Origin of the sequence: Pseudorhodoplanes sp. (genome assembly GCF_050250235.1) — a bacterium.
Classification (GTDB): domain Bacteria; phylum Pseudomonadota; class Alphaproteobacteria; order Rhizobiales; family Xanthobacteraceae; genus Pseudorhodoplanes.
Genome location: NZ_JBFWPA010000036.1, coordinates 1 through 21,363, shown reverse-complemented (window position 1 = coordinate 21,363; position 21,363 = coordinate 1). Strand labels below are relative to the sequence as shown.

General features: G+C 63.4%; 21 protein-coding genes. 12 read left to right on the top strand and 9 right to left on the bottom strand.

Going from position 1 to position 21,363, the window contains the following annotated elements:
* Nucleotides 1-23 precede the first annotated feature (23 nt).
* A complete protein-coding gene (gene guaD, locus AB7F49_RS17055) occupies nucleotides 24-1,361 on the top strand; it encodes a guanine deaminase (RefSeq protein WP_428524418.1) in 1,338 nt (445 codons plus the stop codon).
* On the opposite strand, the gene AB7F49_RS17050 is transcribed toward guaD, so the two are convergent.
* The 4 genes from AB7F49_RS17050 to AB7F49_RS17035 are packed head-to-tail and all read right to left on the bottom strand — an operon-like array spanning nucleotide 1,358 to nucleotide 6,481.
* Nucleotides 1,358-1,975 carry a sarcosine oxidase subunit gamma gene (locus AB7F49_RS17050; RefSeq protein ID WP_428524416.1) on the bottom strand — a complete coding sequence of 206 codons (618 nt, stop codon included), beginning with the start codon at nucleotides 1,973-1,975 and terminating at the stop codon, nucleotides 1,358-1,360. The genes guaD and AB7F49_RS17050 overlap by 4 nt on opposite strands.
* Nucleotides 1,968-4,943 (bottom strand): sarcosine oxidase subunit alpha family protein, encoded by a 2,976-nt coding sequence (locus tag AB7F49_RS17045; protein ID WP_428524414.1) that lies wholly within the window; start codon nucleotides 4,941-4,943, stop codon nucleotides 1,968-1,970. Before AB7F49_RS17045 ends, AB7F49_RS17050 begins: the two co-directional genes overlap by 8 nt.
* The gene (locus AB7F49_RS17040) at nucleotides 4,943-5,227 is read right to left on the bottom strand and encodes a sarcosine oxidase subunit delta (RefSeq protein WP_428524412.1); all 285 of its coding nucleotides are present in this window, start codon (nucleotides 5,225-5,227) and stop codon (nucleotides 4,943-4,945) included. The genes AB7F49_RS17045 and AB7F49_RS17040 overlap by 1 nt, the downstream gene beginning before the upstream one ends.
* 3 nt (nucleotides 5,228-5,230) lie before the next feature.
* Nucleotides 5,231-6,481: a sarcosine oxidase subunit beta family protein gene (locus AB7F49_RS17035; protein ID WP_428524411.1), complete on the bottom strand. Its 1,251-nt coding sequence runs from the start codon at nucleotides 6,479-6,481 to the stop codon at nucleotides 5,231-5,233.
* A gap of 156 nt (nucleotides 6,482-6,637) precedes the next feature.
* On the opposite strand from AB7F49_RS17035, the gene AB7F49_RS17030 reads away from it, so the two are divergent.
* The 11 genes from AB7F49_RS17030 (at nucleotide 6,638) to AB7F49_RS16980 (ending at nucleotide 15,122) form a co-directional block, all read left to right on the top strand.
* Nucleotides 6,638-7,639: a GlxA family transcriptional regulator gene (locus tag AB7F49_RS17030; protein ID WP_428524409.1), complete on the top strand. Its 1,002-nt coding sequence runs from the start codon at nucleotides 6,638-6,640 to the stop codon at nucleotides 7,637-7,639.
* A 156-nt stretch (nucleotides 7,640-7,795) separates the two neighbouring features.
* Entirely contained in the window at nucleotides 7,796-8,269 is a 474-nt protein-coding gene (locus AB7F49_RS17025; RefSeq protein ID WP_428524407.1) for a Na+/H+ antiporter subunit E, read from the top strand.
* Nucleotides 8,269-8,550 carry a monovalent cation/H+ antiporter complex subunit F gene (locus tag AB7F49_RS17020; RefSeq protein WP_428524405.1) on the top strand — a complete coding sequence of 94 codons (282 nt, stop codon included), beginning with the start codon at nucleotides 8,269-8,271 and terminating at the stop codon, nucleotides 8,548-8,550. The genes AB7F49_RS17025 and AB7F49_RS17020 overlap by 1 nt, the downstream gene beginning before the upstream one ends.
* On the top strand, nucleotides 8,547-8,903 hold the full coding sequence (mnhG, locus tag AB7F49_RS17015) for a monovalent cation/H(+) antiporter subunit G (RefSeq protein WP_428524403.1): 357 nt from the start codon (nucleotides 8,547-8,549) through the stop codon (nucleotides 8,901-8,903). Before AB7F49_RS17020 ends, mnhG begins: the two co-directional genes overlap by 4 nt.
* A 14-nt stretch (nucleotides 8,904-8,917) precedes the next feature.
* Nucleotides 8,918-9,457: a DUF4040 domain-containing protein gene (locus tag AB7F49_RS17010; protein ID WP_428524401.1), complete on the top strand. Its 540-nt coding sequence runs from the start codon at nucleotides 8,918-8,920 to the stop codon at nucleotides 9,455-9,457.
* Entirely contained in the window at nucleotides 9,454-9,870 is a 417-nt protein-coding gene (locus AB7F49_RS17005) for a Na(+)/H(+) antiporter subunit B (protein ID WP_428524399.1), read from the top strand. The genes AB7F49_RS17010 and AB7F49_RS17005 overlap by 4 nt, the downstream gene beginning before the upstream one ends.
* Entirely contained in the window at nucleotides 9,870-10,235 is a 366-nt protein-coding gene (locus AB7F49_RS17000) for a cation:proton antiporter subunit C (RefSeq protein WP_428524397.1), read from the top strand. Before AB7F49_RS17005 ends, AB7F49_RS17000 begins: the two co-directional genes overlap by 1 nt.
* Complete coding sequence (locus AB7F49_RS16995) at nucleotides 10,232-11,725, top strand: monovalent cation/H+ antiporter subunit D family protein (protein ID WP_428524395.1); 1,494 nt, start codon at nucleotides 10,232-10,234, stop codon at nucleotides 11,723-11,725. The genes AB7F49_RS17000 and AB7F49_RS16995 overlap by 4 nt, the downstream gene beginning before the upstream one ends.
* The gene (locus AB7F49_RS16990; RefSeq protein ID WP_428524393.1) at nucleotides 11,722-13,197 is read left to right on the top strand and encodes a monovalent cation/H+ antiporter subunit D family protein; all 1,476 of its coding nucleotides are present in this window, start codon (nucleotides 11,722-11,724) and stop codon (nucleotides 13,195-13,197) included. The genes AB7F49_RS16995 and AB7F49_RS16990 overlap by 4 nt, the downstream gene beginning before the upstream one ends.
* 4 nt (nucleotides 13,198-13,201) lie before the next feature.
* Nucleotides 13,202-13,441: a hypothetical protein gene (locus tag AB7F49_RS16985; protein WP_428524391.1), complete on the top strand. Its 240-nt coding sequence runs from the start codon at nucleotides 13,202-13,204 to the stop codon at nucleotides 13,439-13,441.
* On the top strand, nucleotides 13,431-15,122 hold the full coding sequence (locus AB7F49_RS16980) for a Na(+)/H(+) antiporter subunit D (protein WP_428524389.1): 1,692 nt from the start codon (nucleotides 13,431-13,433) through the stop codon (nucleotides 15,120-15,122). The genes AB7F49_RS16985 and AB7F49_RS16980 overlap by 11 nt, the downstream gene beginning before the upstream one ends.
* On the opposite strand, the gene AB7F49_RS16975 is transcribed toward AB7F49_RS16980, so the two are convergent.
* From AB7F49_RS16975 to AB7F49_RS16955, 5 genes are all read right to left on the bottom strand, one after another.
* Entirely contained in the window at nucleotides 15,021-17,522 is a 2,502-nt protein-coding gene (locus AB7F49_RS16975; protein ID WP_428524387.1) for a xanthine dehydrogenase family protein molybdopterin-binding subunit, read from the bottom strand. The genes AB7F49_RS16980 and AB7F49_RS16975 overlap by 102 nt on opposite strands.
* 6 nt (nucleotides 17,523-17,528) lie before the next feature.
* Nucleotides 17,529-18,563 carry a cupin domain-containing protein gene (locus tag AB7F49_RS16970; RefSeq protein ID WP_428524385.1) on the bottom strand — a complete coding sequence of 345 codons (1,035 nt, stop codon included), beginning with the start codon at nucleotides 18,561-18,563 and terminating at the stop codon, nucleotides 17,529-17,531.
* Nucleotides 18,564-18,662: 99 nt separating this feature from the next.
* Complete coding sequence (locus AB7F49_RS16965; protein ID WP_428524383.1) at nucleotides 18,663-19,598, bottom strand: substrate-binding domain-containing protein; 936 nt, start codon at nucleotides 19,596-19,598, stop codon at nucleotides 18,663-18,665.
* A gap of 28 nt (nucleotides 19,599-19,626) precedes the next feature.
* Nucleotides 19,627-20,574 carry an ABC transporter permease gene (locus AB7F49_RS16960; protein WP_428524381.1) on the bottom strand — a complete coding sequence of 316 codons (948 nt, stop codon included), beginning with the start codon at nucleotides 20,572-20,574 and terminating at the stop codon, nucleotides 19,627-19,629.
* On the bottom strand, nucleotides 20,571-21,363 hold a 793-nt coding region (locus AB7F49_RS16955), incomplete at its 5' end, for an ATP-binding cassette domain-containing protein (RefSeq protein ID WP_428524379.1). The genes AB7F49_RS16955 and AB7F49_RS16960, both read right to left, overlap by 4 nt.

Below are 21,363 nucleotides of genomic sequence, written 5' to 3'. Positions count from 1 at the left end.
GACATCCTTTGCAGAGGATTCGAATGCCGACAGCGATCCGTGGCCCAGTTCTCACCTTCACCGGCGACCCCTACAGGCACGGCCTGGAAGGCACGATGGTGCATGAACCCGATGCGATCGTGGTCATGGAGAATGGCTTGATCACCCAATTCGGGCCGGCCGCGACGATCGAGCCCAACCTGCCGCCGGGCATTGCGGTGACCAACTACGGCGCAGACGCGCTGATTTCCGCCGGCTTCATCGACAGCCATGTCCACTTTCCGCAGACCCCGATGATCGCCGCCGCGGGCGCGCAATTGCTCGACTGGCTGAACCGCTACACGTTTCCGACGGAGCAGAAATACGCGGACAAGGAATTCGCGCGCGACGTGGCGAAAGTGTTCCTGCGCGAGAATCTCAGGAACGGCATCACCAGCGGCTGCGTCTATTGCACGGTCTATCCGCAATCGGTGGACGCACTGTTCGAGGAGGCCGAAAAGCTCGGCATGCGGCTCGCCGCCGGAAAGGTCATGATGGACCGCAATGCGCCCGAGAAACTTCTCGATACACCCCGGACCAGCTACGATGAATCGAAGGCCCTGATCGCGAAGTGGCACAATCGCGGGCGCCTGATGTATGCGATCACTCCACGTTTTGCTGGCACGAGTTCACCGGAACAGCTCGAGGCGGCGGGTGCGCTCTGCCGCGAGCATCCGGAATGCTTCATGCAAACTCACATTTCCGAGAACGAGAGTGAAGTCGCCTGGATCAGGCAATTGTTCCCCGGCCGCAACGGCTATCTGGACGTCTATGATCATTATTCGTTATGCAGGCCACGGTCGGTCTTCGGTCATGGCGTTCACCTGACCGAGGAAGAAATGACGGTGATGCACCGCACCGGAGCGGCGATCGCACATTGTCCGACGTCGAACTTCTTCCTGGGCAGCGGATATTTCGACATCGCCCGCGCGGTCCGTAGCGACCGTCCGGTCCGCGTCGGACTGGGCACCGATCTCGGCGCCGGCACATCCTTCTCGATTCTTGTCACGCTGAACGAGGCCTACAAGGCCGCGCAGCTCAACGGCCATGCGCTGTCCGCGGGCCACGCCTATTATACTGCGACGCGCGGAACCGCGCATGCCATGTATCTCGAAGACAAGATCGGCAGCATCGCGCCGGGCATGGAAGCCGATCTCGTCGTGCTGGACATGAAGTCCACCCCGATTATCGAATATCGGATGCAATTCGCCAAGGATTTCGAAGAAGCCCTGTTCATCCAGATGACGCTGGGCGACGACCGCGCGGTGCAGGCAACCTATATTGCCGGCAGGCAGGTTTACCGGCGCGGCCCGCAACACCGCAGCGCAATGCTTCCGGTCTAGCGACCGACCGCTGCGCGCACTTCGACGCCGAATTCCTGCGTCGACGGCAGAAGCCACGACCAGAAGCTGCCCGCCATGCTGCGCGGTACCGCGAGGTGCAGCGCATCGTCGACATCGGCCCACCAGAACTGAACGCCAATCCCCCCGATCGCGGTGATGGCGGTATCGCCACGGCGGAACGCCCTCGGATGCAGGTCGACCGGGCATCCCTTTGCCAGGGCGTCGCGGACATTGCGCCCGTTGAGTCGCAGAAGCGCCCGAGCATCGGTCTGGTCGGTGACCGCGGCGACGCCTGCCAGTTCGGAGGCAAGTCCGGACGGCATCTGCGGACGGGTAGATACGGCAAGCCATTGCGACGGACCGGCCCAGACCAGATCGAGCAACGCGCTGCGTGTTACCTGCGGGACGTGCGGAGGTGCGATTCCGTATCGCGTCGACAGGACGCGGTCCAGCGCCGCGCGATCACCGTGATCCCCGATCACGAAGGCCATCGAGACGTCGTGCCGCGGCGTGATGACCACACCGGGATCGGATACCGGCACGTGCGGCAGCCCCGGCATGGCGATGCCGGTCCACGCACCCATTCTCTTCCATGCGGATCCCGCTTCAGACACGCAGCCGCTCCTCGCCCGGATCGATGAAGACCGGCGAACAGACCTCTGCGTCGAAAGCAGCATCGCGCAACGGATCGACGCACTGGAGGCGCTCGCCGATCCGCTCGGGACCGCGCTTCAGGAGGCCGAGACCGACCCAGTGCTTCAACTCGGGCGACCAGGCGACCGAGGTCATGAAGCCCTCGTCATTCTCCGCCGTCGCAGCCCGGCCGGCCGCGACAAAATGCGCACCGGCACGCAGCCGGTTTGCCGGGTCGATGGCGCGGAAGCCGACGAACCGCAGCCGCTCCGGATCGAGCAGCGCCGGCCGCGCCGCCATGACGCGGCCGATATAATCCTTCTTTTTCGACATCATGCGCCCCAGGCCGAGATCGAAGGCTGTGGTCTGGCCATTCAATTCGTTGCCGGCGACATGGCCCTTCTCGATCCGCATGACGCCGAGCGCCTCGGTGCCGTACGGACGGATGCCATGGGGCTTGCCCGCTTCCATGATCGCGCGGACCGCGGCATCACCATACGATGCCGGCACGGCGAGTTCGTAGGCGAGTTCGCCGGAAAACGAAATCCGGAACAGACGCGCCTCGATTCCGCCAGCGACCGTCACCCGCCGCGCGGCGAGATAGGGAAACGTCTCGTTCGACAGGTCGTGCTCGGGATCGACAACGCCGCGCAGCACGTCGCGCGAACGCGGCCCGGCAACGGAAAACTGCGCCCATTGCTCGCTCACCGACACCATGCGCACGTCAAGCGAGGGCCACAGCGCCTGATGACAGAATTCGAGATGCTGCATGACCCGCGCCGCATTGGCGGTCGTGGTGGTCATCACGAAATGCGTGTCGGCAAGGCGCGAGGTGGTGCCGTCGTCCATCACGAAACCATCCTCGCGCAGCATCAGGCCGTAGCGGGCCTTGCCGACGGGCAGATTGGTCCAGCCGTTGATGTAGACGCGGTCGAGGAACTCCGCGGCATCGCTACCCTGGATGTCGATCTTGCCGAGCGTAGACACGTCACACACGCCGACGCTTCTGCGCACCGCATTGACCTCTCGGATCACGGCATCGAGCCAGTCACGGTCGCCCGCTTGCGGGAAATATTGAGCGCGCAGCCACAGCCCGGTCTCGACGAACACCGCGCCCTGCTCCTGCGCCCAGCGATGTGACGGTGTCAGCCGGTAGGGGCGAAAATCCTTGCCGCGATGATGCCCCGCGAGCGCACCGATTGCGACCGGCGTATAGGGCGGACGGAACACCGTGGTCCCGGAACGCGCGATGTCATGCCCGCAGAGCGCTGCCATCATCGCGTGGCCCGCGACATTCGACGTCTTGCCCTGGTCCGTCGCCATGCCGAGCGTCGTGTAGCGCTTCAGGTGCTCGACCGCCCGGAAGCCTTCGCGATGCGCGAGATGCAGGTCCGAGGTGGTCACGTCGTTCTGGAAGTCGACGAAAGCCTTGCCCTTGCCGGAGGGAGCAACCCAGATCGGGGCCCCACCGGAGTGCACGACGTCCGCGGTCACGCGCGGCAGCGGCTTCGCCTCGAAGCCGCAATCACCCGCAGCGGTGACGCCGGCGGCTCCGCCTGCGTCGATTGCGCTCGCCAGACCAAATGCGCCGGCGGCCGCGCCGACAACCGACAATCCCGCCGGCAATTGTTGAGGCGGCAGGAAGGCGTGGCGCGTCTCGTCCCATGACGGTTTGCCGCCGAGATGCGTCGTGAGGTGTATCGCGGGATTCCAGCCGTTGGACATCGCAACCAGGTCGCAGTGCAGATGCTCGGTCTTGCCGTTCCCGAGCACAATGTCGATCCCGCTGACCGAGGTGCGTCCGTGCACGGCCTGCGCCTGCGCGCCCAGCATTACACGAATCCCGGCGCTGTCAGCGACCGCTTGCAGGGCCGGGCTGACGTCATGCCGTGCGTCGACGATTGCGGCAACGTGACTGCCCGCGTCGCTCAAATCCTCGGCGGTTCGCCAGCCATCGTCGCCTGTCGTGACGACCACGCATTGCCGGCCCGGCACGACACCGAAGCGATTCACGTAAGTCCGGACCGCCCCTGCCAGCATCACGCCCGGCCGGTCGTTGCCGCCGAACACAATCGGACGCTCGATCGCGCCGGTTGCAAGCACCGCCCGCTTTGCAACGATCTGCCAGTAGCGCTGACGGGGCTGGAATTGCGGTGGCACAGGCACATGATCGGCCACCCGCTCCAGCACCCCATAGGTACCGCCGTCATAGACACCGAACACGGTGGCCCGCGGCATCAGTTTCACCTCGGGCAGCGACGCAAGTTCGGCCGTTACCGAAGTGAGCCATGAATCGGTGGTTTCACCGTCGATCGCCCCGCGCTCGGCCAGCAGCCGGCCGCCCAGCTCGAAACTTTCATCGCATAGCACCACGCGAGCCCCGGAACGGCCTGAGGCCAGCGCTGCCGCAAGTCCGGCGGGCCCCGCACCGATCACCAGCACATCGCAAAACAGATACGCCTTTTCATAATGGTCGGGGTCCGGCAGAGCGGCGGCGCGGCCCAGTCCCGCGGCGCGGCGGATCATCGGTTCGTACCGTTTTTCCCAGAATGAAGCCGGCCACATGAAGGTCTTGTAGTAGAAGCCCGCACCCATGAACGGCGATAGCGGCGCGGTCATCGACAGAAGATCGAATCGCAGCGACGGCCAGCGGTTCTGCGACGCGGCTTCAAGGCCATCGTAAAGCTCGACGGTCGTGGCGCGGGTGTTCGGCTCACGCCGCGCTCCGATGCGCAATTCGACCAGCGCGTTCGGCTCCTCACTGCCCGCCGAGAGGATTCCGCGCGGCCGGTGATACTTGAACGACCGCCCCACCAGCCGCACGTCATTGGCCAGCAGCGCCGATGCCAGCGTGTCGCCGTGGAAGCCCTTGTGGCTGTTGCCGTCGAACGTGAAAGAGAGGGGCCGCGTACGATCGATGCGCCCGCCGGACGGGAGACGATGGGCCATCAGCGCCCTCCCCGCCCGCGTTCGATCGCGGCCTGCCGCGCGGTCACGACACCGGTCACCGCATGCGTGCGGGTGTCCCGCTCCACCACCAGCCAGGCGTGGCAGCCCGCGCCGTGATACCAGTATTCGCGAAGCAAGCCGGCCGGATTGGTGCGCTGGTAGACATACTCAAGCATCGCACCGGCATCGTCATCCATGCCGTCGGGCCGCACCGGATCGGCGTCGCCGAGGATCGTGAATTCGCGCCGGTCGCGGTCGCCGCAATGGGGACAGGAGATTCGCATGGTCTAGTGCAGGTTCGGCTGCGCGCCGACTCCCTTCTCGTCGATCACCGCGCCGGATGAAAAACGATCCAGACGATAGGCGCGCGCGACGGGGTGCATGTCGTCCTGTGCAATCAGATGCGCAAAGCAGAATCCCGAAGCCGGCGTCGCCTTGAAGCCGCCATAGCACCAGCCCGCGTTGAGATAGAGCCCTTGAACCGGCGTGCGATCGATGATCGGGCTGCCGTCCATCGACATGTCCATGACACCGCCCCAGTGTCGCAGCACACGGATACGGCCGAGGCCCGGCCATACCGCCATCGCACCTTCCATCACATCCTCGATCACCGGCAGGTTTCCACGCTGGGCGTAGGAGTTGTAGCCGTCGATGTCGCCGCCGAACACAAGGCCGCCCTTGTCGGACTGGCTGACATAGAAATGTCCGGCGCCGAAGGTCATGACGATGTCGATCAGCGGCTTCAGTCCTTCCGACACGAAAGCCTGCAGCACATGGCTGTCGATCGGCAGGCGCAAGCCCGCCATCGCCGCCAGCCGCGACGAGTTTCCGGCAACCGCCAGCCCGACCTTGCGCGCGCCGATGAAGCCGCGGGACGTATCCACACCGGTCACGCGCCCCGCCTCGATGCGGATGCCGGTGACCTCGCAATTCTGGATCAGATCGACGCCGCGACGGTCGGCGCCCCGAGCATAGCCCCACGCCACCGCATCATGACGGACCGTTCCGCCGCGCCGTTGAATCAGTCCGCCCTGGATCGGAAAGCGCGCATTGTCGAAATCGAGAAACGGCACCAGCGCCTTCACGCCATCGCGATCAAGCAGATCGGCATCGACGCCATGCATGCGCATGGCATTGCCGCGCCGGGCATAGGCGTCGCGCTGCGCATCGGAGTGGTAGAGGTTCAGCACCCCGCGCTGGCTGACCATGGCGTTGTAGTTGAGGTCCTGCTCCAATCCCTCCCACAGCTTCATGGCGTGCTCGTAGAAGGGAATATTGCCGGGCAGCAGATAGTTCGAGCGGATGATGGTGGTGTTGCGGCCGACATTGCCGGAGCCGAGATAGCCCTTCTCGATCACGGCGATTTTTGTGAGTCCGTGATTTTTCGCGAGGTAATAGGCGGTGGCGAGACCATGTCCGCCGCCGCCAACGATGATCACGTCGTAGGATGGCTTCGGCTCGGGCTCGCGCCATAACGGCTGCCACCCGCGATTGCCCCGGAGCGCCTGTGAAAGAATGCTGAAAGCCGAATAGCGCAACCGTGTCCTCCGCTCCGGGCGTCCCCTTCAAGCGCCGCGCTGCCCGCGACCGCCATGCATTGATCACGGACCGTCGATGCGATTATTGTCCAAAAACGACACTTTCTGATCCCATAGCGCCATCCGGCACATTTCGCCGCGGAGAACACTCGCGCCATGCAGGCATCTGCCACCCGTCATGTCGGTTTCCTGCTGATCCCAGGCTTTTCGCTCCTGTCCTATGCCTCCACGGTCGAGCCACTCCGCGCGGCGAACCGTCTGTCGGGGCGCGATCTGTATCGCTGGAGCCAGATCACGGACCGCGGCCGGCCGGTCGCGGCGTCAAGCGGCCTTTCGATCGCCGCGAGCGGATCGGTCGGCGATGACATTCCGCTGGACATGATACTCGTCTGCGCCGGCGGCAATCCCGCGCTTCACCGCAGCGTACGTACCTTCGCCTTCCTGCGGAGGCACGCAAGGCGCGGCGTGACAATCGGCGGTGTGTCCGGCGGCCCCTATCTTCTCGCTCGCGCGGGACTGCTGGACGGATACCGCTGCACCATCCATTGGGATCACATGGCCCCATTCCGGGAGGATTTTCCGCAGATCGACATGACGCACGCCCTCTACGAAATCGACCGAGGCCGCCTCACCTGTGCTGGCGGCATCGCCGGCTTCGACATGATGCGGGCGATCATCGCCGCCGAGCACGGCGCAGCGCTAGCGGCCTCGGTCAGCGAGTGGTTCCTGCAGACACAATTGCGGTCCGGGGGCGGCCCTCAGCGTATGACGCTGCGCGAGCGTTACGGGGTCGCCAACCCGAAACTGCTTCGGGCGCTTCAGGCAATGGAGGATACCGCCCAGACACCTCTAACCCGGACCGAACTGGCACGAGCGTCCGGTGTCTCGGTCCGGCAGATAGAGCGGCTGTTCGCGAGCCATCTCGGCACCTCGGTCGGAGACGTCTATATCAAGATGCGGCTTGATCGCGCGCGCGCGCTGGTTCACGAAACCGCGCTGCCAATCCTGGAAATTGCCGTTGCTTGCGGATTTGCAACCGGAAGCCATTTCTCGCGCGCCTACCGGGCCCGGTTTGGCAAGGCGCCGAGTCGGGACCGAAAAGCCGTCATCCTTGAACAGGAGAGCACATTGCCGCCGCAGACCGATAAACCCTCATAAGGTGCTGATATTATTATGATTTTTATTTCTGCGGGGCATGTCGCGGCGATCGGCGACAATACGCGACCACACGTCAGGTTTTCGAGGTGCCGCGCGGTCTGATACGAGTTCGTGCGGCCGGGTATGGGGCCGATGGAATCGGGGACAAGAAACAAGATGCGTTACTTCAGCCTGGCGGGCGTGTTGTTCGCGTTTTGGCTCGCCCTGTCCGGACATTACAAGCCGATGCTGGTGATCGCTGGCGCGCTCGCTGCCGTCCTTTGCGTGCTTGCTGCAATCCGCATGCGCATCGCCGACAAGGAAGGCCATCCGGTCGAACTGGTGCGGGGCGCGATCACCTATTGGCCCTGGCTGTCCTGGGAAATAGTGAAATCAGGCTGGGCTGTGACCAAGGTCCTGCTGCATCCGCGGCTGCCGATCTCGCCGACCATGACCGCAATCCGTGCGAGCCAGAAGACCACAGCCGGACTTGCGACCTACGCAAATTCGATCACCCTCACGCCGGGCACCATGACCGTCGGCGTGAGCGGTGGGGAATTCACCATCCATGCCCTGGTCCGCGACAACGCGCTCGATCTGGAAGCGGGCGGGATGGACCGTCGCGTCAGTCAATTCGAAGGTACGGTGTGATGTTCGCTGCCGCCGCCTTCGCCATTCTTGTCGCGCTTGCGCTCGCCATCACGCGTGCCATCAAGGGGCCGACGGTGTTCGACCGCGTACTGGCCGGCAATACCGTCGGCACGCTTGCGATCATGCTGCTCGCGGTGATGGGCTTTCTGACCGGCCGTCCGGAATTTCTCGATATCGGCCTGACCTATGGTCTGCTCAATCTGATCGGCACGCTCGCGGTGCTCAAGTTCTTCCGCCACGGCGACCTTTCGCGTGATACCGAAGTCGAGTCGCAGCAATGACGGTGCTGGTAGACATCGCGAGCTGGGTGCTGATCCTGCTTGGTTCCTTCTTCACCGTCGTCGGCACATTCGGACTCGTGCGAATGCCTGACGTCTTCACCCGCATGCATGCGGCCAGTGTAACCGACACGCTTGGGGTCGGGTTTCTCATTTTCGGCATGTCCCTGCAGGCGGGTATCAGCCTGGTGACTGCGAAGCTCGTATTCCTGCTGCTGCTGTTCGTATTCACAACCCCGGTGGTCACGCACGCGCTGGCGCAGGCGTGCCTGCACGAAGGTATCAAGCCGCTGCTGGAAGAGGATCGCCGCACTCCCAAGTCATCAGGCGCATTCGACGACGGGAGGCAGCCATAGAATCCACCATCAACATGGTGCTGCTCACGATGCTTGCCGTCGTGACCGTCGCGATCGTGCGCCAGCGCAGCCTGTTCGCCGTCGTCATCCTGACAAGCATCTACAGCTTCCTGATGGCGAGCGTCCTCATCGTTCTCGACGCGGTCGACGTGGCGATGACCGAAGCATCGGTCGGAGCTGGCATCTCCACGGTGATCCTCCTTGCGACCCTGCATCTCATCAAGACAACGGAAATGCGGGTGGTGCGGCCCAATCTGCTGCCGCTCTGCGTCACCATCGGTACCGGCGCAGTTCTGGTCTGGGGCACATACGTCCTGCCGCCGTTCGGCACCGCCGACGCCCCGATCCACAGACACGTCGCGCCACACTACCTCGCCAATTCGATCAAGGAGACCAATGTTCCCAACGTCGTAACCTCGGTTCTCGCGGACTATCGCGCTTTCGACACGCTGGGCGAGGCCACAGTGATTTTCACCGCCGGCATCGGAGTGATGATGCTGCTGCGCAGAGCGCGCCGGCGGGAGAGCCCGGACGAGGAGAACGGTTCGTCATGAGTCTCGATCTGATCTTGCGGATCGGCACCAAACTGATCCTGCCGTTCATTCTTCTGTTTGCGCTATACGTTCAACTGCACGGCGACTACGGCCCCGGGGGCGGTTTCCAGGCCGGGGTCATCGCCGCCGGCATGGTCATTCTGCTCGCGATCACGTTTGGGCACGACGCAGCGCAGCGCATTGCGCCGCAGGCGGTGGTCGAAAAGATGGTTCCGCTCGGCGTGCTGATCTTCGCGGGGACCGGATTGATCGGAGTGATCCGCGGAAGAAATTTCCTCGACTATTCGGTTCTCGGCGCCAGCGCCCCGCACGCCCGCGAGCTCGGCATTCTGATCGTGGAGGCCGGGGTGCTGGTGACGGTAACGGGGACGATGATTTCGCTGTTCTACGCTTTCGTGGAGCGCGGACGCTGATGCCGACGCTGACCGGTCTGATCGAGCACTACAACTATTTCATCACCATCTTCCTGATGATGACCGGCCTCTACATCATCGTTGCCCGCGGCAACATGGTGAAGAAGCTGGTGGGGTTGTCGATCTTTCAGACCTCCGTCTACCTGCTGTACCTCGAACCGGCCAAGATCCTCGGCGGCACCGCTCCGATCCTGGATCCGGCCTTCACGGTCTATTCGAATCCGCTTCCTCACGTCCTGATCCTGACCGCGATCGTTGTCGGCGTCGCAACCCTGTCACTCGGGCTGGCACTCGTCGTGCGCATCAACGAAGCCTACGGCACGGTCGAGGAAGACGAGATACTGGACCGGGATCGCGATCAATGAGTGCGATCAGGCTGCAGCTGCCGGCGCTGCTGATCGTCTTGCCACTGGTGGCGGCCGCGCTCTGCGGCCTGATGCGCCGCGGCGGACCGGCCTTCGCGCTCACCCTGCTGGTCAGCCTGCTGCTGCCGTTCATCGCCGGCGCAATGCTGTGGCAGGTGCTGGAGAGCGGGCCGATCTCCTACGCGATGGGGGGTTGGGTGCCTCCCTTCGGGATCGAGTATCGCGTCGACGTGCTGAACGGATTCGTGCTCGTTCTGATATCGCTGGTTGGCGCAGTCACCATGCCGTTCGCCTGGCGCTCCGTCGACTTCGAGATCACGTGCGAGCGCGAGGCGTGGTTCTATTGCATGTATCTCCTGTGCCTTGCGGGCCTTCTCGGTATCGCGATCACAGGGGATGCGTTCAACGCCTTTGTCTTTCTCGAAATATCGTCCCTCGCGACCTATGTCCTGATCGCACTCGGCCACGACCGACGCGCATTGCTGGCGGCCTTCCAGTATCTGATCGTAGGCACGATCGGTGCGACCTTCTATGTGATTGGCGCCGGGCTTCTGTATCTGCTGACCGGCAGCCTCAACATGGTCGACGTCGCCGCGCGCTTGCCCGATGTCCCTGCGGCGCAGACTTCCGCAATCATCACGGCACTCGCATTCATTACCGTCGGGATCAGCCTGAAACTCGCGTTGTTTCCGCTGCATGCATGGCTGCCGAACGCCTATACCTACGCACCCTCCTGGGTAACGGCGTTCCTGGCCGCGACCGCCACGAAAGTCGCGATCTATTTGCTGATCCGCTACTACTTTTCCGTCTTTGGCGGGACCGTGAACTTCGCCGCACTCCCGATCGGCGAGTTCGTGATCGCGTTGTCGGTCGCGGCCATGTTCGTGGCCTCGCTGGTCGCCGTGTTCGAACCCAATCTCAAGCGCATGCTGGCCTATTCTTCGGTGGCGCAGATCGGCTACATCACCCTCGGCATCGGGCTTGCCAACCAGGCCGGCCTGACCGGTGGCCTTGTTCACATCGTCAATCACGCCGTGATGAAGGCCGCTCTCTTTCTCGCGGTCGGAGCGATCTTCTTCCGCACCGGGCTTCTTCAGCTGAAAGAGCTTTCGGGAATCGGCCGCAGGATGCCGCTGACGATGATCGCTTTTGCGGTCGCAGGTTTTGGTCTCGTCGGAGTTCCCGGCACTTCCGGCTTCATTTCCAAATGGTATCTTGCCATTGGATCCTACGAAAAGGGCTGGTGGATCCTGGTTTTTCTGATCCTGGGCAGTTCGCTGATCACGTTCGTCTATGTCGGTCGGGTGCTGGAATTGTTCTTTCTGCGTGAGCCGTCGGCGCAGATTGCCGAAGCGAGCGATCCACCGCTTTCCATGCTGCTGCCGCTTCTCGCGCTTGCCGCCGCGACGATCTATTTCGGAATCGACACGGAGTGGACGGTGGGTATCGCCGGCACCGCCGCCAGCGCCTTGCTCGGGGGGGTGCGGTGACGCCGGACTTTACGCCCGAGAACCTTGTCTGGATGGCGGTGCTCGCGCCCTTCATCGGCGCGTGCCTCATTGCGCTGTCCGGGCGATGGCCGAATTTGCGCGAAAGCGTGACGCTGCTGACCGCGGCGACGCTGTGCGTCATCGTTCTTGGCCTTCTGGGACCGGTTCTCAGCGGCGCGCGGCCGCAGCTGCACATTATCAATGTCGCGTCCGGCCTTCAGATCGCCTTCCAGGTCGAGCCGCTCGGGATGCTGTTCGCGCTGATCGCCTCATCGCTCTGGATCGTGAATTCGGTCTACTCGATCGGGTACATGCGCGCGAACGAGGAGCCGCGCCAGACCGGATTCTATGTCTGCTTTGCCATCGCGCTAGGCAGCACGATGGGAATAGCGTTCGCGAAAAATCTGTTCACGCTCTTTCTTTTCTATGAGATGCTGACGCTGTCGACCTATCCGCTGGTAACCCACAAGCAGAATGCGGAGGCTTTGCGAGCCGGCCGCACCTATCTCCTGCTGCTTCTGGGTGCCTCGCTGATGTTGCTGGTGCCCGCGATCGCTGCGACCTGGGTAATCGCCGGTACGCTCGATTTCACGCCAGGCGGCATCCTCGCCGGCAAGGCCGGCGCGACAGTCACCGGCATCCTGCTCGCACTCTATGTTTTCGGCGTCGCCAAGGCCGCGGTGATGCCGCTGCATTTCTGGCTGCCGGCTGCGATGGTCGCACCGACGCCGGTCAGCGCCCTGCTCCACGCCGTCGCGGTCGTGAAGGCGGGAGTGTTCACCATCGTCAAGGTTGCCGTGCTGATTTTCGGCATCGAAAACCTGAGCGCGCTTGGACAATCGACATGGCTCACGCTGGTCGCGGGCACCACCGTCATCGTAGCCTCCATCGTTGCGCTGAGGCAGGACAATCTCAAGCGGCTGCTGGCCTATTCGACCGTCTCGCAGCTCTCTTACGTCGTTCTCGGCGTCGCCATTCTGGCGCCGATTTCGGCTGTCGGCGCGGCCATGCATATTGCCGCGCATGCCGTCAGCAAGATCACCCTGTTCTTCGCCGCAGGCTCGATCTACACCGCGGCGCACCTGACCGAGGTGAGCCAGCTCAACGGCATTGGCCGCCGCATGCCCTGGACCATGGGAGCGTTTACCATCGGTGCGCTTGGCATGATCGGCATTCCGCCGACCGTGGGCTTCCTCGGCAAATGGTTCATCCTCACCGGCGCGATGCAGACCGCAAACTGGCTCGCGGTCGCGGTGATCATCCTTTCGACGCTGCTGAACGCCGGTTATTTCCTGCCGATCGTGTTTCGCGCATTCTTCCGGGACGCCCCGGACGATGGACACGGACACGAGGCCGGCGAAGCGCCGTTGCCCGTCGTGGCGGCGCTGACCATTACCGCAGCGGCGGCGGTACTGTTCTTCTTCTGGCCCGAAATCCCGTATGCACTGGCAACGCTGATGATCGGACGGTGACGCGATGGACAACAACTGGCTGACACGTCCGAGCACGATCCGGTGGCTCTGGATCATTTTCGTGATCGTGCTTGCCGCGACCGTGCTGGCCGACCTGTTCATCCCTCACCATCCCTATTTCGGACTGGACGGCACCTTCGGATTTGGCGCGTGGTACGGCTTCGTGAGCTGCGTGGTGATGGTGCTGTTCGCCAAGGCGCTTGGGTTGGTGCTGAAACGGCCGGATACCTATTATGACGATTAGCTTCGTAATCCCGCCGGCCCTGGCATTGATTCTGGGCGGATTGCTGTTGCCACTCCTGCGCGGGCCCTTGCGTACGATCGGATTGCTTGGCTTTCCCCTCGTCACGCTTTATCTCGTCTGGCAGGTCCCGGATGGAGTCGCGCTGCGCGCGCCGTTCCTCGGCTATGAGCTTGCGCTGGTGAAAGGCGACGCGCTGTCACGGCTGTTCGCGACGGTATTCGCCCTGATGGCATTCGTGGGTGCGCTGTTCGCACTCAACCAGAAGCGCACGGTCGAGCTGGCCGCGGCCTTTTGCTATGCCGGCAGCGCGGTCGGCGTTGTTTTCGCCGGAGACCTGATCTCCGTCTTTATCTTCTGGGAGGTCATGGCGATCGCCTCGACACTCGTGGTCTGGAGCGCCGGCCCTTCGGCGCGCGGAGCCGGACAGCGATATGCCGTGATTCACCTTCTTGGCGGCGTTGTGCTGATGGCGGGCATCGCAGGCGAGATCGCCGCTACCGGATCGACCGTATTCGACAGGATGTCGCTCGACACGCTGCCGCGCTGGCTGATCCTGGCCGGCTTCCTGATCAATGCCGGAGCACCACCCCTATCGGCCTGGCTTCCGGATGCCTATCCGGAGAGTTCCTGGAGCGGCATGGTGTTCCTGTCGGCCTTCACCACCAAGACTGCGGTCTTCGTATTGTTGCGTGGCTTTCCCGGCACCGAACTCCTGATCTATGTCGGGCTGTTCATGGTGTTCTACGGCATCGTCTACGCGATCCTCGAAAACGACATGCGGCGCATCCTGGCCTACAGCATCGTGAACCAGGTCGGGTTCATGGTGACCGGAATCGGGATCGGCACCGAAATGGCGCTGAACGGCGCTGCTGCGCATGCGTTCACCCACATCATTTACAAGGCGCTGCTTCTGATGTCGGCAGGCTCGGTCCTCTACATGACCGGGAAACGAAAATGTACCGATCTCGGCGGGCTGTTTCGCACCATGCCGCTGACAACGGTCTGCGGCATCGTCGGCGCATTGTCGATTTCCTCCTTTCCGCTGACATCGGGATTCGTATCGAAATCGATGATCTCCGAAGCCGCCGGGATGCAGCATCTGGCCGTGGTCTGGTATCTGCTGGCCGCCGCCTCGGCCGGCGTTTTCCTGCATGCCGGCATCAAGTTCCCGTGGTTCGTGTTCTTTCAGAAGGATTCCGGCCTGCGCCCTGACGATCCGCCATGGAACATGCGCATTGCGATGGTGCTGTTCTCCATTCTTTGCATTGGCATCGGCGTGCTGCCGGGGCCGCTCTATGCCTTGCTTCCCTACAAGGTCGACTACGTCCCCTATACGGCTAGCCATGTCGTGTTCTATCTGCAATTGCTGCTGTTCTCCGGCCTCGCCTTCTTCCTGATGCTGGGATGGCTCAAGCGCACCTTGACGATCACGCTCGACATTGACTGGTTCTATCGGAAGCTCGGCGTCGACGTCATGCGACGTCTCGACGTCGTGGCGGAATCCGCATGGACCTGCATCGTCGGTCTGGTCGCCCGCACGGCGCGGCGCGGCCGCGCAAATGTCGAACGCTATAACGGCTCAGCCGGCATCCTTGCACGCACCTGGTCGACTGGCGCGATGACGTTCTGGGCGACCCTTGTTCTCGCCGCCTATATCGTCCTGGCCTATCTGAGACCGTAGCTTGGCAGACCGGATCGCCTCCCAGACTCGGGAAGGCGTCAGCGGCATATCAATTTCTCTGACGCCAAGTTGCCGCAGAGCGTCGAGGACCGCGCCCGTGATCGCCGCGGGCGCAGCTATGGTGCCGGCCTCTCCGCAACCCTTCGCACCGAGCGGATTGTGGGCGCAGGGCTGGCTCTCGTCGAATTCCGATTCAAGGAACGGGACATCCCTTGCGCGCGGCAGCGCATAATCCATGAACGACCCGCTTAGCGCCTGTCCGGAGGACGCGTCGTAGGCCACGTATTCCAGGATCGCCTGTCCCAGTCCCTGGGCAACGCCGCCATGGACCTGTCCGGACGCAATCATCGGATTGATCACGGTGCCGATATCATCTACGGCACAATAGCGCTCCAGCGCCACATGTCCGGTTTCGGGATCGACACTGACCTCACAGACATGCGCGCCATTGCTGAAGGCAAAGGCTTTCGGATCGTAGACGGCGGTTTCCTGCAAGCCTGGTTCGAGCGTTTCGAGCGGAAAGTGGTGCGGGATGTAGGCCGCGTGCGCAACGTCGGCGATTCCAACCGCGTGGTTGGTGCCGGCAACCACGTAACGTCCGTCTTCAAATCGCAAATCGTGCTCCGACACTTCCAGCATATGAGCGGCAATCAACCGGCCTTTTTCAATAATTTTCTTCGCCGCGATCACCAGCGCAGATCCGCCGACCGCAATGCTACGCGATCCGAACGTGCCCGTCCCATAGGGCACGATGTCGGTATCACCCTCGACAATCTCGATCCGGTCGACCGGAACGCCAAGCTGCGTCGCGAGAATTTGTGCCATGCTTGTGGCATGGCCCTGGCCGTGACTGTGTGTGCCCAGCTTCGCGCGGACGCTACCGTCCGGCTCCAGCGAGATGGCCGCCGACTCGTAAAATCCCGCACGTGCGCCGAGCATTCCAGCGAAGCGGGACGGCGCCACGCCGGAAGATTCCACAAAACAGGCGATCCCGATCCCGAGGAGCCGGCCGCTCCTGCGGGCAGCTTCGCGGCGCGCAGGAAAGCCGGAATATCCAGCGGCCACCAGCGCGCGCTCGAACACTCTCGGAAAATCGCCGCTGTCATAGGTCGGCCCAATCGGGGTCTGATAGGGCATCGCAGTGGCCGGGACGAGGTTGCGGCGACGGATTTCGGCGCAGTCGAGGCCGAGCCGAGCCGCAGCGCGGTCGGCGAGGCGTTCCAGCACATAGCAGGCCTCCGGCCTCCCGGCGCCGCGATAGGCGTCCGTCGGCACGGTATTGGTGAATACGCCGATGCACTCTACCGAAATCGCAGGCGTCGCATAGACCCCTGCGAGCAATGCCGAATAGATCGCGCTCGGAATCGCCGCGCCAAAGGTCGAGACATATGCGCCCACATTGGCGTAGGTCTTGACGCGCAGTGCGAGATATCTGCCGTCGCGATCAAGCGCCAGTTCCGCGCGGGTCCGGTGATCGCGGGCCTGATAGTCGGACAGAAAGCTTTCGTTCCGGCTTGCGACCCATCGCACCGGCCGTCCGATCTTCCCGGCCGCCCACGGCAGCACCGACTCCTCGGCATAAAGCTTTCCCTTGTAGCCGAAGCCGCCGCCGACATCCGGCGAGATCACGCGCAGTCTTGCCTCACTGATGCCGAGCTGTTCGCTGACCAGGCGACGAATATGGTGTGGCACCTGGGTCGCTGTGTAGAGCGCAAGCTTGTCGCGTCCGCCAGGCGGGATCGCGAGGATCGCACGAGGCTCGATCGCGGCCCCGCCGATGCGGTGATTGACCAGGTCGGCGGTGACGACATGCGCGGCATCGCCAAAGGCTGCCTCTACCTTCGGCCGGTCGCCGCGTATCCATCGAAAACAGACGTTGCCCGGTGCCGACTCATGCAGGCGCGGCGCATCCGCGGCGATGGCATGCGCGGCACTGGTGATTGCTGGCTGCACGTCATAATCGACCGAGATGCGCTCGGCCGCGTCCTGGGCATTGATCGAAGTCTCGGCGATCACGACGACGACCGGTTCTCCCACGTAGCGGGCCGTATCTCGCGCCAGCGCAAATCGCGGCGGCTCCGCCATGGGTGGCGCGTCCGGTGACTTGATCGACCACATCGTCCGCATCGGGCCGACGCGGTCCGCTTCCATGTCCGCACCGGAGAACACCGCCACCACGCCACGGCCGGCACGCGCGGCAGCAAGATCGATGTCGCGAATGCGCGCATGCGCGTGCGCGGAGCGTACGAATACGGCATGCAGCGCGTCGGGCGCATGAATGTCGCTCACGTAGGATGCGGAGCCGGTCAGGAAGCGCCGATCCTCCAGACGCCGGACCGGGGCGCCGATGCCGTCGCGCGCTGCGTCGAAGCCTGCCTCGTCGAGGGTGCGACCGGCCATGGACCGCTATTGCATCTCTTCGCGCAGGACGTCGAGCCGTTCGAACACCACCTTGTCCGAGACGATGAACAGATCGGCATCGCCGTCGATCGCCTTATGGCTCGCCCAGGACCACGGGGGAACCGTAAACACGTCGTGTTGGGACCATTCGAATGTCTTGTCGCCGATGGTCGAACGTCCGCTGCCCGACACGACAAGACAGATCATGCTGTATGCCCCTCGCCTCGCGCGCGTTTCGACGCCTTTGCTGAACCGTGCCGCGTAGCAATCGAGCGTCGCCATCACCGCACCACCGGTCGCGGGATTCACATAGCGAAGCATCCGCGCGCCATCGGCTCCGACCGTGGCCTCGGACAGCATTTGCCGCGTCACGTCGCCAGGATAGTGAAATTTTGGCGAGTGGGTTGTTCCGGCCGAAGCATCGGCGACGGCGAGCCCCGCAGCGCGCCAGAGCTTTTCGTCTCCCTGATCGACCCGCCAGAAATCATTATTGTTGGGATCGCCGGGCTCGAAAAAATGCGCATTCAATGCTCTTAGAAGCGGCATATTCGCGGCGTCGAACCAGATGATCCGGTGGTTGCTCGGATTGATATGGCCATGCCAGGCCATCGGAGGCGTGAGGATGAGGTCGCCCGTCCGCATCTCGCACCAGCGTCCGTCGACGATGGTTGCGGCACCCTCGGCCTGAACCGCAAAGCGGATGGCAGCACCGGTATGCCGGTGCGGGCGCGCCTGCTCGCCCGGGTCCAGCACCGTGAATGCTCCCAGCATGGTTCCGGTCGTCGCGGTTTCCTCACCGAAACACGGATGCGACATGATCAGCGCGCGCCGCTCGATGTCGTCGATCGCGACCTCCGCGACCGCGCGATGCAGCAACGCCTCGGTCTCGCGCCATGGCCAGTGGAACGGGGTGTCGAGCGGCCGCGGCTGCATTGGCGTGATGCGCTTGTAGCGATCCCACAGCGGATGCAGATGAGCCCTGTCGAGGTCAGCCAGAAACGGTGCCCGGGCGGCGATTTCGGCTGCGGCGGAATGCGCCATGGGACGGTCTCCGGGTTGAGGTCCAGCGAAGTGTGGTGGACCCGCTTGTCCAGCCAGGTCGGCCGGCGGCAGCCGAAAAGCGCCGCCGGTCCGGTCGCGTCAGCCTTTCGGCAGCTTCTGGTCGATATTGCCGCTGTCGATGATGACGTGCTTGATGAAAACGCGCGGCTCGACCTTGCTGCCCTTCAGATATTCGGCGAGCACGTCGACGCCGAGCCGGCCCCACAGCACGGGATTGAGCTCGATCGTCATGCCGAGATTGCCTTCCTTCAACGAGCGCAGCGCGGGCGGAACTCCGTTCATCCCGGTGACGATGGTCTTGCCCTTGCGGTTCGCGGCGAGCACGGCCTGCGTGGCGCCCAGGGCCACGTCATCGTTGGCCGTGTAGATTGCCACGAGATCCGGATTGGCAACCAGCGCGTCTTCTGAATTCTTCAGACCGCGTTCGCGGGTCAGCGGTCCGTCGGTCTTGAACGCGATCGTGATGTCCGGATATTTTGCCATCACTTCGGTATAGCCTTCCGCGAGATTGCGGAAGGTCGGCGCGCCGGACGGCCCAAGAAGCATCGCGACCTTGCCTTTGCCGCCGATTTTTTTTGCCGTCCACTCGGCAATATCGCGGCCGATCTGCTTCTCGTCCATCGCCACATGCAACGTCTGGTTCGGCGACGTCGAACCGCGCGCGACCGAAACAATCGGCACCTTTGCGGCGGCGGCAGCATCATAGGCCGCGTTCACGCCGGTCGCGTCGATCGGAGAAATAAGAATCCCCTTCACGCCGCGCGCGATCAGATCCTGGACGCCATTGATCTGCTTCAGCTTGTCCTCGTTGGACGAGACCGAAACAACATCCCAGCCAAGCTCGCCGGCCCGCGCGCGAATGCCGCGCATCATGGCGATATAGAACGGATTGTCGTCCTGAGGCAAAGCTACACCGATCGTGGTTTTACCCTGTGCCTGAACCGGCGTCGCGGGGATCGACAGAAGTGCAGCACCAGCAATTGCAGCAGCAAGAAGAACACCAGGCTTTCTCATGGTCCGTCTCCGTTCACGCGCGTGGAACCTAACGTCTTGATCGCAAACTGTCCGCCGCCGCAGCAGCAATGATGACTGCGCCGATAGCGACGCGCTGCCAGTAGGAATCGACATTCAGCAGATTCAGGCTGTTGCCAAGAATGATCATGATGAATACTCCGATCACGCTCTTGTAGAGCGTGCCTTCGCCGCCATGCAGCGCCGCTCCGCCGAGCACGACGGCAGCGATCGCAGTCAGTTCGTAGAACTCCCCGGCGGTCGGCTGTCCCGATTGCAGCCTTGCCGCGAGCATGACGCCCGCGACGCCTGCCAGCGCGCCGCACACGACATAGGTCGATGCGGTAACCCGCGCGACCGGAACGCCCGACAGATAGGCCGCCTCCCTGCCTCCGCCGGTCGCGTAAATCTGACGGCCATAGGGCGTCGCATGCATGACCCAGGACAGCACCACCAGTAGGAGCATCGGGACCCAGACCAGCGCATGGACCCCCAGAAACCGCACCGATCCGAACGCCACGAAGCTCGAGGGCAATCCCTCGTCACCCTCGACCGGAGCTCCGCCGGTCATCAGAAAGACCACGCCGCGGAACAGCACCATGGTTCCGAGCGTGGTGATGAACGGATTGACCTTGAGATAGGCGATGATCACGCCATTGACGAGACCGACAAACGCGCCGGCCAGGATGCCGGCGATCACGCCCGCGGCAATGCCGGCTTCCAGCATCACCATGGCCGCCGTACATGCCGAAAGCGCCGCGGTGGAGCCGACTGAGAGATCAAATCCGCCGCCGATGATCACGAAGGTCATGCCCATCGCGATCACGGCCATGATCGAGGACTGCACCAGGATGTTGGTCAGGTTGATGGGCGACAGGAAGCGATCGGTCAGCAAGGTGGTCACCACGCAAAGCGCGACCAGCGTCAGCAGCGGAATCTGCCCGAGCAAACGGGACGAGGCGGTGCCCGAAAGGTTCAATGCGTGCCTCCCAGAGCGGCACGCAATCGTGCCTCGTCCATGCCATCCTTGCGTTCGATGCGGCCGACGATCTTGCGATCCCGGATGGCCAGGACCGAATCGCAAATACGCGCCAGTTCGGCGAGATCGCTGGAACTGACAAGCACGGCGCCGCCATCCCCGGTGAATTTCCGTATCAGGCCATGAACATGCATCTTCGCGGCAATGTCGATGCCGTGCGTCGGCTCGTCGAGCAGCAGCACCGAGACCCGGCACGCCAGCCACTTGGCGAGAATGACCTTCTGCTGGTTGCCACCGGAAAGCGAACCGACGCGCAGATCCGGGCGCCGCGGACGAATGTCCAGCAGTTCCATAAGCTCGCGGACCAAGGCATCGCCTCTGGTTCGGTTCATCCAGAACATGCTGTTGATCCGGTTCAGACTCGGCAGCAGGATATTGTCCCGCACCGACAGGCTCATCACGAGGCCCAGGGCGCGCTCCCCCGGGACAAAGCCGATATCGGCCGCGATCGCATCGGCCGGCCGCGACAGGCGGATTTCCTCGCGACCCGCAATGCGAACGTCGGCCGGCTCCTGCCCGACGCCGAACAGTCGCCGGACCACCAGATCGCTGCCACTTCCGAGAAGACCCGCAAGGCCAACCGATTCCTTCGCTCGCAACACCATCCGGTCGTCGCGCTGGTCGGTCTCCTCCATCAGCGTGTCCCCCGGAGGTTCCGGGGCCCCGAGGTCTTCATGTGCCATTTTCCCGGTCATGCCCTCGATCAGGTCGGTGGTCGTAAAATCGCCC

What these genes read in the sequence shown, in the direction of transcription:
- guaD (WP_428524418.1), top strand. Translation starts at nt 24, where the DNA reads ATGCCGACAGCGATCCGTGGCCCAGTTCTCACCTTCACCGGCGACCCC.
- AB7F49_RS17045 (WP_428524414.1), bottom strand. Translation starts at nt 4,943, where the DNA reads ATGGCCCATCGTCTCCCGTCCGGCGGGCGCATCGATCGTACGCGGCCC.
- AB7F49_RS17040 (WP_428524412.1), bottom strand. Translation starts at nt 5,227, where the DNA reads ATGCGAATCTCCTGTCCCCATTGCGGCGACCGCGACCGGCGCGAATTC.
- AB7F49_RS17030 (WP_428524409.1), top strand. Translation starts at nt 6,638, where the DNA reads ATGCAGGCATCTGCCACCCGTCATGTCGGTTTCCTGCTGATCCCAGGC.
- AB7F49_RS17025 (WP_428524407.1), top strand. Translation starts at nt 7,796, where the DNA reads ATGCGTTACTTCAGCCTGGCGGGCGTGTTGTTCGCGTTTTGGCTCGCC.
- AB7F49_RS17020 (WP_428524405.1), top strand. Translation starts at nt 8,269, where the DNA reads ATGTTCGCTGCCGCCGCCTTCGCCATTCTTGTCGCGCTTGCGCTCGCC.
- mnhG (WP_428524403.1), top strand. Translation starts at nt 8,547, where the DNA reads ATGACGGTGCTGGTAGACATCGCGAGCTGGGTGCTGATCCTGCTTGGT.
- AB7F49_RS17010 (WP_428524401.1), top strand. Translation starts at nt 8,918, where the DNA reads ATGGTGCTGCTCACGATGCTTGCCGTCGTGACCGTCGCGATCGTGCGC.
- AB7F49_RS17005 (WP_428524399.1), top strand. Translation starts at nt 9,454, where the DNA reads ATGAGTCTCGATCTGATCTTGCGGATCGGCACCAAACTGATCCTGCCG.
- AB7F49_RS17000 (WP_428524397.1), top strand. Translation starts at nt 9,870, where the DNA reads ATGCCGACGCTGACCGGTCTGATCGAGCACTACAACTATTTCATCACC.
- AB7F49_RS16995 (WP_428524395.1), top strand. Translation starts at nt 10,232, where the DNA reads ATGAGTGCGATCAGGCTGCAGCTGCCGGCGCTGCTGATCGTCTTGCCA.
- AB7F49_RS16985 (WP_428524391.1), top strand. Translation starts at nt 13,202, where the DNA reads ATGGACAACAACTGGCTGACACGTCCGAGCACGATCCGGTGGCTCTGG.
- AB7F49_RS16980 (WP_428524389.1), top strand. Translation starts at nt 13,431, where the DNA reads ATGACGATTAGCTTCGTAATCCCGCCGGCCCTGGCATTGATTCTGGGC.
- AB7F49_RS16975 (WP_428524387.1), bottom strand. Translation starts at nt 17,522, where the DNA reads ATGGCCGGTCGCACCCTCGACGAGGCAGGCTTCGACGCAGCGCGCGAC.
- AB7F49_RS16970 (WP_428524385.1), bottom strand. Translation starts at nt 18,563, where the DNA reads ATGGCGCATTCCGCCGCAGCCGAAATCGCCGCCCGGGCACCGTTTCTG.
- AB7F49_RS16965 (WP_428524383.1), bottom strand. Translation starts at nt 19,598, where the DNA reads ATGAGAAAGCCTGGTGTTCTTCTTGCTGCTGCAATTGCTGGTGCTGCA.